General features: G+C 62.6%; 9 protein-coding genes. 5 read left to right on the top strand and 4 right to left on the bottom strand.

The annotated features are described in order from the left end of the window. The 3 genes from ACYQ47_RS04435 to ACYQ47_RS04425 all read right to left on the bottom strand — a co-directional run bounded on the left by ACYQ47_RS04435 (position 1) and on the right by ACYQ47_RS04425 (position 2,878). Complete coding sequence (locus tag ACYQ47_RS04435; RefSeq protein WP_459904830.1) at positions 1-387, bottom strand: methyltransferase domain-containing protein; 387 nt, start codon at positions 385-387, stop codon at positions 1-3. Continuing rightward, positions 339-779: a hypothetical protein gene (locus ACYQ47_RS04430; protein ID WP_459904595.1), complete on the bottom strand. Its 441-nt coding sequence runs from the start codon at positions 777-779 to the stop codon at positions 339-341. The genes ACYQ47_RS04435 and ACYQ47_RS04430 overlap by 49 nt, the downstream gene beginning before the upstream one ends. 113 nt (positions 780-892) lie before the next feature. Then, entirely contained in the window at positions 893-2,878 is a 1,986-nt protein-coding gene (locus tag ACYQ47_RS04425) for a glycoside hydrolase family 28 protein (RefSeq protein WP_244829408.1), read from the bottom strand. Between the two features lie 479 nt (positions 2,879-3,357). Here ACYQ47_RS04425 and uvrA point away from each other — a divergent pair, with 479 nt between their 5' ends. The 3 genes from uvrA (at position 3,358) to ACYQ47_RS04410 (ending at position 10,966) form a co-directional block, all read left to right on the top strand. Next, the gene (gene uvrA, locus ACYQ47_RS04420) at positions 3,358-9,180 is read left to right on the top strand and encodes an excinuclease ABC subunit UvrA (RefSeq protein ID WP_459904829.1); all 5,823 of its coding nucleotides are present in this window, start codon (positions 3,358-3,360) and stop codon (positions 9,178-9,180) included. Between the two features lie 61 nt (positions 9,181-9,241). Beyond that, positions 9,242-9,679 carry an ACT domain-containing protein gene (locus tag ACYQ47_RS04415; RefSeq protein ID WP_250493547.1) on the top strand — a complete coding sequence of 146 codons (438 nt, stop codon included), beginning with the start codon at positions 9,242-9,244 and terminating at the stop codon, positions 9,677-9,679. Between the two features lie 6 nt (positions 9,680-9,685). Beyond that, a complete protein-coding gene (locus ACYQ47_RS04410) occupies positions 9,686-10,966 on the top strand; it encodes a DUF445 domain-containing protein (protein WP_459904594.1) in 1,281 nt (426 codons plus the stop codon). Positions 10,967-10,970: 4 nt separating this feature from the next. Here the strand turns inward: ACYQ47_RS04410 and ACYQ47_RS04405 are convergent, their stop codons facing one another. Beyond that, entirely contained in the window at positions 10,971-12,350 is a 1,380-nt protein-coding gene (locus tag ACYQ47_RS04405; protein ID WP_459904593.1) for a hypothetical protein, read from the bottom strand. A gap of 409 nt (positions 12,351-12,759) precedes the next feature. Here ACYQ47_RS04405 and ACYQ47_RS04400 point away from each other — a divergent pair, with 409 nt between their 5' ends. Both ACYQ47_RS04400 and ACYQ47_RS04395 read left to right on the top strand, forming a co-directional pair. Further along, on the top strand, positions 12,760-13,236 hold the full coding sequence (locus tag ACYQ47_RS04400) for a nuclear transport factor 2 family protein (RefSeq protein WP_310393503.1): 477 nt from the start codon (positions 12,760-12,762) through the stop codon (positions 13,234-13,236). Further along, a complete protein-coding gene (locus ACYQ47_RS04395; RefSeq protein WP_459904592.1) occupies positions 13,233-15,167 on the top strand; it encodes an amylo-alpha-1,6-glucosidase in 1,935 nt (644 codons plus the stop codon). The genes ACYQ47_RS04400 and ACYQ47_RS04395 overlap by 4 nt, the downstream gene beginning before the upstream one ends. Positions 15,168-15,178: the final 11 nt, after the last annotated feature.

Raw genomic sequence — 15,178 nt, 5'->3', positions numbered from 1 at the left:
TTAGGGCAAGAGCGTGTGGTTGACGTGCCTCGCCCAATCCGGAAATTCGCCGCGATAAAGAAGATGCAGGCCTTCGCTGAATGTCGCGGCTTCGAGACCTTTCACTGATGCCAGTAGCGATAGTGCAGACGCCGTATAAAACGACACATGGCCGTTGCGAGGCATGCAATACCACCACTGTCCGATATCATCGCGCAAAGTGCTTTGAGGAACGAACAGCGTACTGATGAGCATTGCGCCGTTGCCGTCGATAAGGCTTGCCAGTGTATCGACGAGTCTAAGCGGCTCGACGTGATGCTCGAAGACTTCGAATGCAAGCACGACGCCGTATCGGTCGATCAGTGACGTATGGTCGGACGCTTCGCCAAAGGGATCGTACGAGCGTATTCGTTCGAACCCGCGAAGCCGAAGTGGCTGTTCGAGAATCCCTGTCCGGCGCCGTAATCGAGAAGCTTTTCCTGCGCGAGGCCGGGAAAAAACTCGGCGATCATCTGTGCGTTGGCATTTGGCCGCGCGAAGGTGTAGTCAAGATCTTGCCGTTCGTAAGCCGCGTTATAGATGTGTTCGCTGAAGTCGTTCGGCGTCCAGTCGTCGAAGGCGGGCGCGTGGATAAATCCGCATTGCTCGCAACGATAGTAGTAGATCGATGTGCCGAAATACGGATCGACTTTATATCCATCCAGATGATCCGCGCCACCGCGCGAGAAGTCGGTGAGTCCACACAGGGCGCTCGGTTTCGCGCAGCATTTGCATGTCGAGTAAGGCGCAGCCTTATTCATGCCGTCGAACAGCATCGTCGTACCAGATGAAAGCGGGCGCGCATTTCAACATGCCGCGAATGGGCACATAACGGCAAGCGGCTGCGGACTCGAAGCCCGCAGCCCAAAGCTTCTTACCGCGCGTCACTCACCGTCTGATTCAACGTCTGCCCCGCGATCACCGTGTTCTTCAACACGATGTCATGCACGTTGTACGCATAGATCGGCCCGGGCGTTGCCGCCGTCGCCGGTCCGGCCGCAACGGGCGTGCCGAAATCGCAATCGGTGATGGTCACCCCGGTGATGGCCGGAATGGCCGGCACCGGCGCGGGGCCGTTGTAATCGAACGCGACCGGTCCTTGCGCGACGATCGCCTGAAAACACGATCCCGTCGCGCCGTTCGCCGTGACGTTGCTCGCCTTCACGTTGGAAATGTTCACGTTCTGCACGAGGGCGGGACGCGTGCGGATGGCGTCTTTCGACGGCTGATAATCGCAATCGAAGGTGATGATGCCGCCCTGCGCCGCCGATGGATTCGCCGCGCTGGCCGTCGCCACGCCGAGCGGCACGGTCGCGTTGATCGGACTGCCCGCGAGCAGGCTGCTGCCGTAACCGGACGGCGTGAGGCTGACGCCGTTGGGCAAGGTCACGTTATCGACGTAGAAGTCCTTCACGAAGCCGCCGCGATTCATGTTCGTCTTCACGCGAATCGCAATGTTCAGCGAGTTGGTCGCCCAGAACTTGTTGAGCATCTGCAGATTGCGCGCATAGATTTTCTGCACGCCGCCGCCCATTTCGCTGCCGAGCGTGATGCCGCCGTGGCCGCTGTTCATCGTGCAGTTTTGAATGACGTGGTTTTGCGCCGGGCCGTATTGCGTGTCGAGATCCTTGCCCGACTTGATGGCGATGCAGTCGTCGCCCGTGTTGAACACGACGCTTTCGCACAGGACCATGTCGCAGGCGTCGGGGTCGAAGCCATCGTTGTTCGGACCGATGCTGTCCACCGTCACGCTGCGCATCACCACGTTCTTGCAGTCGGTCGGATGATGCTGCCAGAACGGCGTATTGATGGTGCGGTAGCTCTCCATCAACACGTTCGTGCAACCGATGAACTCCACCATGCAAGGCCGCAGATAATGCCCGAGACCGAAGATGCGCTTCTCGATGGCGACACCCGCCTCGGACAGCGCGGGCAGATAGTTCTGGTCCTGCTGCCACGGCGTGGCGGGGTTGGTGAGTTCGGCGTAGAGCGCATCGGAGATGCCGGGCGCGGCGGTTTTGAGATCGACGTTCTTCGAGTTGCTCGACGCTTGTGACGGCGTCGACGAACTGACGCAGCCATACACGCCGTTATTGCCCTTCCACGTCCACCAGCTCGTCGCGGTGTTGCCGCTGCCGGCAAAGGGCGTCATTGCCTGGCCATTGAGCACGGACGTGTCGCCTTCGCCCGTGAGCGCGACGTTGGTCTGATTGCGCGCATAGACGGGCGGGCCGTAGTTGAGGCAATCGTTTGCCTGCCAGCGGCTGTAAAACAACTTGCCGTTCGGACCGCAGTCGATCGGGCCGTCTTTCGCGTAATCGGCCGGGTTCGGGCTGAAGAAGATTTCGCAGTTCGCGCTCAGATGAAAGTCGACGTTCGATTGCAGCACGATCGGCCCCGCGCAATACCAGTTGCCCGCTGGCACGACGACGCGTCCGCCGCCCGCCGCGCTGCACGCCGCGATGGCCGCGAAAAAGGCGGGACGCGAATCGAACGAGCCGGGCGCTTGCGTCTGATCGGCGCCGCTGCTCAGGGGCGACTTCGTGGCATCCGTATAAGGATTCGCCGCCGCCACGACAGCGCATGGCTTCGCGCCGTAATCGGTGACGAGGAACTGACGGCTCGGCACCATCGACGTCGATACCCCCTTGAGCGCATTGACGATTTGCGTGGCGGAGCCGGACGGCCCCCAGATCGCGTCTTGCACGGTGGCCGGGGCCGAATCGTCATGACCGCCGCAGGCGCTAAGAAGGCTCATTGCGCTGATTCCGCCGAAAAGTGGGGCGCTTGCCGAGACGCCCGCGAGTTTGACGAAAGAACGTCGTGATAGCGAACCTGCTGACGGTTTTGGGGATTTCATTTGTTGTCTCCTGGATCCGGTCGGGGCCGGTTTTGTGGATTCGGTGAAGTCTTCGTACAACGGTTAACCGGATGCTTGCGCTGCAGCAAATGGATCAAGACGAAGCTTCGGGAAATCGTTTTCCTGACTTACGATATCGAAGTTGTCAGGCATTGGTCAAGTAAAGTCAGGCAGCGTCGGGTTGGGACTTTCCCGCATAGTGCGCAACCCACCCCGGCGCCGACGACGTTCGCCAATGACACTAAGATGTTTGCTCGCAGGCCGAACGCAACCGAACAGCGACCCGCTCTCTTCGTTGATCGCCGGGCGAGAACCTTGCGATACTACCCAACACACCGGCTGACACTTCCGCGACGTTTGGCAGCAAATACTGTATGCGTGTACAGTACTGTTCGCTGCAAGAGGCGCGTTTCGAGCAATCGACGCGCCGCTGCAAGCGGCTCGTGACAGCCGTCCAACTCATTGAACCGGTTGAAAAATTGGCATCGAACAACGCAATCCGCATCCGCGGCGCTCGGCAACACAATCTCAAGAATCTCGATCTCGACCTGCACACCGGCCAGATGACGGTTGTCACCGGCCCTTCCGGTTCGGGTAAATCTAGTCTCGTGTTCGACACGCTTTATGCCGAAGGCCAGCGGCGCTATGTCGAAACCTTCAGCGCCTACGCCCGGCAGTTTCTCGATCGCATGGACCGGCCGCAGGTGGATCGCGTGGATGGAGTGCCGCCCGCCATCGCCATCGACCAGACGAACCCGGTGCGCAGCTCGCGCTCGACCGTCGGCACGATGACCGAACTGAACGATCACCTGAAGCTGTTCTACGCCCGCGCCGCCGAACTGTTCGACAAGAAGTCCGCGCTGCGCGTGCGTCATGACACGCCGGAAACCATTTACGCCGAATTGCTCGAGCGCACGCGCACGGACGACCCGCGTCTCGCGATCACGTTCCCGGTCGAATTGCCGGACAGCGCAAGCGATGACGAAGTTGCTCAATGGCTTTCCGCGAGCGGCTATACGCGCGTTCAGGCGAAACGTCACATCGAAACCGAAAGCGGCAAGCGCCAGTTGCTCGACGTCGTCGCGGACCGTTTTCGCCTGCACAACACCGAACGCTCGCGCGCGCTCGAAGCGATCGAAAGCGCGCTCTTGCGCGGCACCGGTCGCGTGAATGTGTACATGCTGAAGGACGAAGGCGAGCCGGAAATCTGGCGCTTCTCGACCGGTCTGCATAGCCCCGAAAGCGATCTGCGTTACGCGGATCCGCAGCCCGCGCTGTTCTCGTTCAATTCGGCCTACGGCGCGTGCGAAGCGTGCCGTGGTTTCGGCCGCGTGATCGGCGTGGATTTCGGCCTCGTCATTCCCGATGAAAAGAAGACGCTGCGCGAGGGCGCGGTCAAGACGCTGCAAACGCCCGCGTGGAAAGAAAATCAGGACGATCTCGTGCGCTACGGCGCGAAGGCGGGCATTCGTCTCGGCGTGCCATGGAACGAACTCACGCAGAAGGAACGCGACTGGGTCATCCACGGATCGCCCGACTGGACCGGCAAGTGGCAGAACCAGTGGTACGGCGTGCAGCGCTTCTTCGACTATCTAGAGTCGAAGGCGTACAAGATGCATATCCGCGTGCTGCTCTCGAAGTACCGCAGCTATACGACGTGCCCGACATGCGACGGCGCGCGTCTGAAGACCGAATCCATGCTGTGGCGTCTCGGCACGAAGGAGCAGGCCGATGCCGTGCTCGCGCCGGCCAGTCGCTTCATGCCGAAGGGCGTCGACTGGACACGCGAGCAACTCGAAGCGCTGCCCGGTCTCACCGTGCACGATCTCATGCTGATGCCGATAGAGCGCATCCGCCGCTTCTTCGATTCGCTCACGCTGCCCTCGACCTTGCTCGATGAAGCACTCAAGCTCTTGCACGCCGAGGTGCGCACGCGTCTGAAGTATCTCTGCGATGTCGGGCTCGGCTATCTCACGCTGGATCGGCAGAGCCGCACGCTGTCGGGCGGCGAAGTGCAGCGTATCAATCTGACGACCGCACTCGGCACCTCGCTCGTCAATACGCTTTTCGTGCTGGATGAACCGAGCATCGGGCTGCATCCGCGCGATTTGAACCGCATCGTCGAGGCCATGCATCGTCTGCGCGATGCGGGCAATACGCTCGTCGTCGTGGAGCACGATCCATCGGTGATGCTTGCGGCGGATCGTCTCATCGACATGGGTCCGGGGCCGGGTGAACGCGGCGGGCAGATCGTCTATGACGGCACGCCGGGCGATATCGAGTCGAGCGACACGCTCACCGGCGCCTATCTCGGCGGCCGCAAGCAAGTGGCGCACGCGTCGAACTGGAATCGTCGCGCGACCGACGCGAAGACGCCGCGTCTCGTGCTCGAAGGCGCGAGCGATCACAACCTGCAAGACGTCACGGTCGAGATTCCCTTGCAACGTCTCGTCTGCGTGACAGGCGTATCGGGTTCGGGCAAATCGACCTTGATTCAGGACGTGCTCGCGCCCGCGCTCATGCGTCACTTCGGCAAGGCGACCGAGACGCCGGGCGCGTTTCGCGCGTTGAAGGGCGCGGAGCAACTGAGCGATGTGGTCTTCGTCGATCAATCGCCTATCGGCCGCACGGCGCGCTCGAATCCGGCGAGTTACGTCGGCGCGTTCGACGAGTTGCGCAAGCTCTTTGCGAAAGCGCCGCTTGCCGCACAGCGCGGCTATAGCGCAAGCATGTTCAGCTTCAATTCCGGCGATGGCCGCTGCCCGACTTGCGGTGGCTCGGGCTTCGAACACGTCGAGATGCAGTTTCTGAGCGACGTCTATCTGCGGTGTCCCGATTGCGACGGCAGGCGTTATCGCGCGGAAATCCTCGATGTGAAGATCGAGCGCGGCGGCCGCCATCTGAGCGTGGCGGACGTGCTCGAACTCACGGTGAGCGAAGCCGTCGAGCTGTTTGCGAATGATGCGGAAGTATTGCGCGTGTTGCAGCCTATCGTCGATGTCGGCCTCGAATACGTGAAGCTCGGTCAGCCGGTGCCCACGCTTTCGGGCGGCGAAGCGCAGCGCCTGAAACTCGCGGGTTTTCTGGCGGAAACCGCGTCGCCCGCGAGCAAGAGCGAAGCGAAGCACGGCCGCCTCTTCATGTTCGACGAGCCCACCACGGGCCTGCATTTCGACGACATCGCCAAGCTCATGCGTGCGCTCGGCCGTTTGCTCGAACGCGGGCATTCGTTGATCGTCATCGAACACAATCTCGACGTGATTCGCGCGGCCGACTGGATCATCGATCTCGGTCCGGAAGGTGGCGACGGCGGCGGTCAGGTGGTATGTGTCGGCACGCCGGATGAAGTGGCCGCGTGCGAGCATTCGCACACGGGTCGCGCGCTCGTCGATTATGAAGAAGCGATGACGCCCGGCGCCGCCGACAAGCGCGCGGGCGTGCCGCTGCAACTAGCCGCGGAAGTGGCAAGCGCGCGCCGTGCTCTGCAGGGCGAGGACGTGGTGCGTATCGTGAATGCGCGCGAACACAACCTGAAGTCGCTCGATGTCGATATCCCGCACAACAAATTTAACGTGGTCACGGGCGTGTCGGGCTCGGGCAAATCGACGCTCGCCTTCGACATTCTTTTCCACGAAGGTCAGCGTCGTTATCTCGAATCGCTCAATGCGTATGCGCGTTCCATCGTGCAGCCCGCTGGCCGGCCGGAAGTCGATGCGGTCTATGGCATTCCGCCGACCGTGGCAATCGAACAGCGTCTTTCGCGCGGCGGCCGCAAGAGCACGGTCGCGACCACGTCGGAAGTCTGGCACTTCCTTCGGCTGCTCTATGTGAAGCTCGGCATACAGCACTGCGTCAACGACGGCACGCCGGTGCAGGCGCAAAGTTCGGAGTCGATAGCCGCGCAGATTTTGCGCGACTACAAGGGTCAGCACGTCGGCCTGCTCGCGCCGCTCGTCGTGAATCGCAAGGGTGTCTACACCGATCTCGCGAAATGGGCAAAGGCGCGCGGCAACTCGCATCTGCGTGTGGATGGCGAATTCCTCTCCGTCGATCCGTGGCCGAAGCTCGATCGTTTCCGCGAACATACGATCGAACTGCCCGTGGCGGACCTCGTGGTATCGGCGGATAACGAAGCGGAACTGCGCCGCCTGCTGGACGATGCGCTCGAACTCGGCAAGGGCGTGATGCATTTGTGCGCGCCGCTCGACGATCTGCACGGCGCGTTGTCCAATGGCAAGAAGCGCGGCAAGGAAGAGACCATCGTGTTCTCGACCAAACGCGCATGTCCCAGTTGCGGCACGAGTTACCCTGAACTCGATCCGCGTATGTTTTCGTACAACAGCAAGCACGGTTGGTGCAACACATGCGTGGGCACGGGCGTGAAACTCACGCGCGAACAGCGCGCCGCATTCGACGATACAGTCTTCGCGCAGGACGATCGCGGCCGCGAACAGAGCATCGGTTCGGTGGATCAGGAACCGGACGATGTCGTCGATCAACCGTGTCCCGAGTGCGAAGGCACGCGTCTGAACGACGTGGCGCGCGCCGTCACGTTCGGCAATTATCCGATCACGGAGGTCGGTCGCTGGACCGTGACGGACACGCGCGAATGGATCGCGGCGCTCAAGCTGCAAGGCCGCGATGCGGACATCGCGCGCGATGTCATCAGCGAGATCGAAGGGCGTCTGCAATTTCTCGAGGAAGTGGGCCTCGGTTATCTGAGTCTGGATCGCGCCGCGCCCACGCTGTCGGGCGGCGAAGCGCAGCGCATCCGGCTCGCGGCGCAGCTTGGCAGCAACCTGCAAGGCGTGTGTTACGTGCTCGATGAACCGACCATCGGACTGCATCCGCGTGACAATCTGATCCTGCTGTCCGCGCTCAAGAAGCTCAACGACAAGGGCAATACGCTCGTCGTCGTCGAGCACGACGAGGACACCATTCGCCGCGCGGATCACATCATCGATATCGGGCCGGGCGCGGGCAAGCGCGGCGGCACGGTGGTCGCGCAGGGCACGGTGTCGGACCTCGCCGCGCACAAGGACTCGCTCACGGGTCAGATGCTCGCGAACCCGATCGTGCATCCGTTGCAGCCGCGTCGCGAAGTGCGCGCGGCCGCGGGCAAGCGGCCCGCCGTGCCCGAGCAATGGCTCACGGTCGAAAAGGCGACGCTGCACAATCTGCGCAACGTGACGGCGAGCGTGCCGCTCAATCGTCTGGTCGCCATCACGGGCGTTTCCGGTTCGGGCAAGTCCACGCTCGCACGCGACGTGCTGATGACCAACCTGCTCGATGCCGTCGGCCGCTCGGTGCTTTCGTCGCCCGCCGTGCGGCGCGCGCGCCGCGCCGTGCAGACCGATGCACCCGCGAAGTCGCGCGCTTCCGTGCTCGCACGCGAAGCGCCGCGCCCCAAGTTCGATGTCGTGCACGCGTGGCAAGGCTGCGCGGGCGTGACCGGCTTCGAGTCGATCGATCGCGTGCTGGAAGTGGATCAGACGCCCATCGGCAAGACGCCGCGTTCGTGTCCGGCTACGTATATCGGCATGTGGGACACCATCCGCAAGCTTTTCGCCGATACGCTCGAAGCCCGCGCGCGCGGCTACACGCCATCGCGTTTCTCGTTCAACACCGGCGACGGACGCTGCCCGGCGTGCGAAGGCCAGGGCGTGCGCACTATCGCCATGAGCTTCTTGCCGGACGTAAAGGTGCCGTGCGATGTTTGCCACGGCCAGCGCTTCAATCCGGAGACGCTTGCGGTGACTTGGCGCGGCAAGAATATCGGCGAAGTGCTGACCATGGAGATCGACGAAGCCGTGGAGTTCTTCGCGTCGATGAACAGCATTGCGCATCCGTTGCAGTTGATGAAGGACGTGGGCCTCGGTTATCTCACGCTCGGCCAGCCGTCGCCGACGCTCTCGGGCGGCGAGGCGCAGCGCATCAAACTCGTCACCGAGTTGTCGAAGGTGCGCGACGACATCACGCGGCGTGGCCAGAAGCCGCCGCACACGCTCTACGTGCTCGACGAACCGACGGTCGGTCTGCATATGGCCGATGTCGCCAAGCTGATTCGCGTGCTGCATCGGCTGGTGGATGGCGGGCATAGCGTGATCGTCATCGAGCACGATCTCGATGTGATCGCCGAAGCGGACTGGGTGCTCGATCTCGGACCCGAAGGCGGCGTGAACGGCGGCACGATCGTCGCGGCGGCGGACCCGGAAACGCTGGCGAGCCATCCGCGCAGTCACACCGGAACGGCGCTGCGGCCCGTGCTCGGTCGAACGCGCGCGACGGAAGACGCGGCCTGAAAATCGCGATCTGGCGCGGGCTTGCAGTCAAGCCCGCGCCGTCGCATTGGGTGGAGCAATCATGTCTCAAGCCATTTCGGATCTGAACACGCTGCTCGCTTCGATGCGTCCCGAGCTTCAGCCCGGCGTCTATGTGTTCGCGTCCCTGCCGCACGATGCGGTGGTGAGCGGCGCGGGCATCGTCGCCACGTTCCGTGAACGCGAAGGCATGACCGTCGTGATGGAGGAAGCGGCGGCGCAAGCGGCGAACATCGCGCCGTTGTTTCGCGCCGCGTGGATCACGCTCACGGTGCATTCGGACCTCGCCGCAGTCGGGCTGACGGCTGCGTTCGCGCGGGCGCTCGGCGACGCGGGCATCAGTTGCAATGTGCTTGCGGCGGCTTATCACGATCACATCTTCGTGCCGGTGGAGCATGCCGGGCGCGCAATCGACACCCTCTTAGCCTTGCAGCGAAGTGCTGATAAGCTTGCGCCCTCGTCAAACCCGCCAACTCGATAGCACAGCATGGATACGCAGGATAAAACCGTCGCGCTCAAGCGCATGAAGTGGTTCGCAGCCGCGCTGCTCGTCGCGGCGGGCGCGCTTTTCGCGCTCGCCAAAAGTCAGCACGATGCCGGCGCGTGGGCGTGGGTCTCGTCGTTCGCGGAAGCCGCGATGGTCGGCGCGCTCGCGGACTGGTTCGCGGTTGTCGCGCTGTTCCGGCATCCGCTCGGCGTACCGATTCCGCATACCGCCATCCTTCCCGCGAACAAGGCGCGGGTGGCGGACAACCTCGCCGCATTCGTGCGCGACCGCTTTCTCGGCACCGATGCGCTCGTCGCGCGCGTCAACGCCTTCGACCCGGCAAGCCGCCTGTCGCTCTGGCTCGCCGAGCCCAAGAACGCCGCGTTGCTCGGCAACAAGGCAGTGACGGCGGTCGGTCAGTTGCTGTCCCTGATCGACGACGAGCGTGTCAAGTCGATGCTCCACGAAGCCATCCGCCGCCGCGCCGAGCAATTCGATCTCGCGGGCGCGGCGGGCGAAGTACTGTCGACGCTGACGGAAGATCGCCGTCATCAGTTGCTGCTCGACGAAGGCCTGAAGCAGATGGCCGCGTGGCTCGACAAGCCCGAAGTGCAGGAGATGCTGGCGGCGCGCATCGTCGGCGTGGCGGGCGAGGAGTATCCGAAGCTCATCGGCATGCTGGGTTTCGTCGGACTGAACGCGGAGGAACTCGGCGCGAAGTTCGCGGCAGGTCTCGTGCGCGGCGCGAATCAATGGCTGCACGATGTCAGCGAGGACCCGGAACACGAGCGTCGCAAGGCTTTCGACGAAGCCGTCGCGCGCTTCATCGAGCGTCTGAGGAGCGATCCGGCGTTCAAGTCGCGTATCGACGACCACAAACGCGAGTGGCTCGCGCGGCCGGAGTTGCGCGGCTACGTGAGCGGCCTTTGGGACGAGTTCATCGGCTGGCTCGACGCCGATCTCAAGCGCCCGGACTCGACGCTGCACGGGCGCGTCGTGGCGGTGGCCGGCAGCTTTGCGCAGGCGCTGGGCGGCGATCCGGCCTTGCGCGATTCGATCAACGAACACATGCGCGACGCGCTGAAAGCGCTTGCGCCGGAGTTGCGCGAGGGGATCGCGAAACACATCGCCGCGACCGTCAAGCAATGGGACGACGCCACGCTCGTGCGCGATGTCGAGCTGAATATCGGCCGCGATCTGCAGTTCATTCGCGTGAACGGCACGCTCGTGGGCGGCGCGGTCGGGCTGCTGATTCATGCGGTAACGGTTCTTACGGCCTGACGCTTTATCGCCGCTCCACGCTCAGACGCCCGGCGGAGCGCCTGCCGCCGGCGTCATCGATGGTCACGGACAAGCCGGAAGTGAGCGCTATTTCCAGCAACGCGTTGCGGTTCGCGTCGGCGTTCGCGGCGGTCCGCACGCGCCACTCCATGCCGTCGGGTGTCTGGAGCACGTAGCTCGGCTGGTCGCCGGCGCAGTTGGCATCGATCAAGCGCGTGACATTGCCCGTTTTCGTGCCGGCATGGCGTTCGTCACCACAATGAAAACTGGGACTGCCCGCGCGCGGCAGGCCGACCGCGACGCCTGTTACGACGGAATTGACGTCTGCGGTGATACTGACCGGCAACCCCCACGCCAGCGCGCGGACCAACATGTGGTGGCGGTGAGGGCAGATCTTCGCGTTCATTTGCACGCAATATTGGCGGCCGTCCCACGCGCGCAAAAGGTAATTGACTCGATCGAGCGTGTCGTAATCGATTATGCGAGTGAGAAAGCCGGTACGCGTTTCGGTCAGCCTGAGACTGAAACAGATCAGCGGCGGCGTTTCTTCGGCGAGATAAGTGCCGATTGAAAGGCCGGTGACATAATGGTATTCATTGCCATATACGGTAAGTGGCAGGCCGGCACCCACTGCCATTATCATTAACCCGAGTTTTTCAGCGTCCGGTCGCCGTTCCAGACGAGCGTGATAACGCGCGCCGTCCACGCTTTTTAGAACGATGCCGAGCGTGTCGCAGGTTTCGGTATCGATTATCTCTTCGATGAAACCTGTACGCGGAGTATTGCCGAGCGGCTCGGCCGTGCACTCGATATTCGGACCGAAGCGCCGTGAGCCGATCGAAACACCCGTGACGTAATAATCCGCGCTGGCGCGAATAGTCACCGGCAAGCCCGATCTGAACGCCATGAGCATCAGCATATGGCGATTGCGGTTATCATCCGGCGTCATTTGCGCGCAATAATGCGAACCGTCGGGGCAGCGCAGAATATAGCCGAAGGTTCCGAGGCTGTCGGCATCGTCTATCTGCACGATGAGTCCGGTCCTGACGTCGTTCAGCAGGTTCCATTTGAAGAGCGAGGTCTCGGATAACCGCGTGTGTTTCAAGCCTACGGAAACAACGTCAATAAATCGTTGGCAATTAGCATTGATCGATACCGGCAAGCCAAGCGCCATTGAAAGCTGCAGTAATGCGTTTCGGTAGGGGTGATCGAGTTTATTCAATAACGCGCAATAATGTGTGTTCTCGCGGGTTTTAAGCACGTAGGTAACGCAATCCGAATCCGCATTATCGATCGACCGAATAATCGAGCCGCTTCGGGTGTCCATGAGAAAAGACTCGGCCTGCCCATTGATCAGCGCATTTCTTGGTTTTCGGAATCGCATGACTGCCTCGAGAGCGGGCGGTTGTGAAATGATCGGCTTTTGGAAGCGCAAACGGGAAGCTAAACCAAATAAGCGTGTAGACGCGTCACCGCAATTTCATTGCGATGCCGTATCGGCTAGAACGAAGGTTTCTAAAAAGAGTAGAAAGTGACACGAATTTAGATAAACAAATTTTCGGCGTCAATTATGGTTTCGCCTTTTTTCGGGGGGTGTGCATGGGTGGGTATTCATTTGCAAATGCACTTGAAGACAAGTTGGATATCACTCGACTGTAATCCTGCTTTTTCGCATCTATCGCGTTTAAAAGACGCCGGACAAAGCACGCAGTCGCGAAGAATCAGCGCTGCAGCATTGCGCGAGCCGGGAGAGAATGCGAACTTGCACGCGCCAGCGGCCCTTCCGGAAGCTCATGCCCAATTCAAACACCGAACTCATCGAGCGGTTCTACCGCGCCTTTCAGGAGCGCGACGCCGAGGGGATGGCCGCGTGTTACGCGCCCGACATCCGCTTTCAGGACCCCGCGTTCGGCCTGCTGCACGGCCGTGAGGTCGGCGACATGTGGCGCATGTTGCTCGGCCGCGCGGCGGATTTCTCGCTGACGGTGGATGAAATCCGCTCGATCGGGCAGACCGCGAGCGCCGTCGTCATCGCGCGTTATACCTATTCGGCCACGGGCCGGCCGGTCGTCAATCGCATCGAGTCGCGCTTTGCTATCCGCGATGGCTTCATCGTCGAGCACATCGACACCTTCGATCTCTGGCGCTGGAGCCGTCAGGCGCTCGGCGCGAGCGGTTTGCTGCTCGGCTGGACACCGCGAATGCGCGCGACGATCCAGAAGAAGGCGCGGCGCGCGCTCAGCGATTATCGGAACAAGGCGGCGACATGACGCGTATCGAAGCGAATCGGGACGCGCCTTTCGATGCCGCGCGCCTGGAAGACGAATGGCTCGAACCGGATGCCTTCGGCGGCTTCGCGTCGGGCACCGTCGGCACGTTACGCACGCGGCGCTATCAGGCGTTGCTGCTCGCCGCCACCGCGCCGCCCGCCGGGCGCGTCGTGCTGGTGAATGGCGTCGAGGCATGGCTCGATGTAAACGGAAAGCGCCACGCGCTCACGATGCAACGCTACGCGCCCGACGTGCTGTACCCGGACATCTCCGCCAGCCTCCGCTCCTTCGATACTTCGCCGTGGCCCACGTGGCGCTTTCGCATTGGCGACGAAACGGTGGCGAGCGCGGAAGTGTTCGTCGTGAAGGACAGCGGCGAGACGGTGCTGCGCTGGCGGCTCGAAACGCCCGTGCCGAAAGCCACGCTCGAAGTGCGGCCGCTTCTTTCGGGCCGCGACTATCACGCGCTGCATCACGAGAACGGCGCGTTTTCCTTCGATGCAACCGTCGATGTGGAGCGTGTGCATTGGCGTCCGTACGCCGATCTGCCGGCTATCGGCGCGACGTCGAACGGGGCTTATCGGCACGCGCCGGACTGGTATCGCAACTTTAGCTATGCGCGTGAGCGCGACCGCGGTCTCGATTTCACCGAAGACCTCGCCGCACCCGGCGTCTTCAGCTTCGATCTCGTACGCGGCGATGCGGTGCTGATCTTTCATGCCGACACCGGCCGCGAACAGGCGCACGAGGGCAATGCGGTAGCGCTTGCCACCCGACTCGCCACGCGAGAGAGCCAAAGGCGCGCCGCGTTCGGCTCGCGGCTCGCGCGTTCCGCCGACGCGTATATCGTGGATCGCAACGTTGGCAAGACGGTCATCGCGGGCTATCCGTGGTTCACCGACTGGGGCCGCGACACCTTCATCTCGATGCGCGGTCTTCTGCTCGCGGCGGGCCGTTTCGCCGATGCCGAATCGATTCTGCTCGAATGGGCCGATACGCTCTCGGACGGCATGCTGCCCAACCGCTTCCCGGACGGCGGCGGCATGCCCGAATACAACTCGGTCGATGCCTCGCTGTGGTTCGCCGTGGCGGTGCACGATTACCTGGCGACGGGCCACGCCAGCGCCGCGACCGCGAGCCGCCTGCAACACGCGGTCGATTCCATTCTCGAAGGCTATACGCGCGGCACGCGCTTTGGCATCGCGGCGGACGCGGACGGTCTGTTGCGCGCGGGCGTCCCGGGCGTTCAGCTCACGTGGATGGACGCGAAGGCGGGCGACTGGGTGGTGACGCCGCGCATCGGCAAACCGGTGGAAGTCGAGGCGCTGTGGTTCAACGCGCTGTCGATAGCAAGCGCGTGGAATGCGCGCTGGACCGCGCCGCGCGACGCTGCGCGCGCGGCTTTCCTCGCACGCTTCGTCGATCCCGACACACGCGCGCTGTACGATGTCGTCGATGCCGATCACGAAGCTGGCAAGCTCGATCGTTCGATCCGCCCGAATCAGATCTTTGCGCTGGGCGGTCTGCCTTTCGCGCTCGTCGATGGCGACATCGCTCAAGCCGTGCTCGCGCAAGTGGAAACCCAACTGCTGACACCACTCGGCTTGCGCACGCTCGCGCCGGCCGACCCGGCGTATCGTCCGCGTTATGCGGGTGGCGTGCTGGAACGCGACGGCGCCTATCATCAGGGAACCGTGTGGCCCTGGCTCATCGGGCCGTTCATCGAGGCGTGGATTCGTGTGCATGGCGCAGCGGGCGCGCGCGAGCGCTTCATCGCGCCGCTCGAAGCGCATCTGGACCGGTACGGTCTCGATCATCTGTCCGAAGTCGCCGACGGCGATGCACCCCATACGCCTGGCGGCACACCGTTCCAGGCGTGGTCGCTCGGCGAATTGCTGCGCATAGAAAAGCTTCTGACCGAAACACGCTAAATTACGAGTCT

The sequence above is a fragment of the Caballeronia sp. HLA56 genome, from assembly GCF_054655155.1.
Note: the sequence above shows the minus strand (reverse complement) of the source record. Positions and strands in the feature narration are given on the sequence as shown.

What these genes read in the sequence shown, in the direction of transcription:
- ACYQ47_RS04400 (WP_310393503.1), top strand. Translation starts at nt 12,760, where the DNA reads ATGCCCAATTCAAACACCGAACTCATCGAGCGGTTCTACCGCGCCTTT.
- ACYQ47_RS04410 (WP_459904594.1), top strand. Translation starts at nt 9,686, where the DNA reads ATGGATACGCAGGATAAAACCGTCGCGCTCAAGCGCATGAAGTGGTTC.
- ACYQ47_RS04395 (WP_459904592.1), top strand. Translation starts at nt 13,233, where the DNA reads ATGACGCGTATCGAAGCGAATCGGGACGCGCCTTTCGATGCCGCGCGC.
- ACYQ47_RS04415 (WP_250493547.1), top strand. Translation starts at nt 9,242, where the DNA reads ATGTCTCAAGCCATTTCGGATCTGAACACGCTGCTCGCTTCGATGCGT.
- ACYQ47_RS04405 (WP_459904593.1), bottom strand. Translation starts at nt 12,350, where the DNA reads ATGCGATTCCGAAAACCAAGAAATGCGCTGATCAATGGGCAGGCCGAG.
- ACYQ47_RS04430 (WP_459904595.1), bottom strand. Translation starts at nt 779, where the DNA reads ATGAATAAGGCTGCGCCTTACTCGACATGCAAATGCTGCGCGAAACCG.
- ACYQ47_RS04425 (WP_244829408.1), bottom strand. Translation starts at nt 2,878, where the DNA reads ATGAAATCCCCAAAACCGTCAGCAGGTTCGCTATCACGACGTTCTTTC.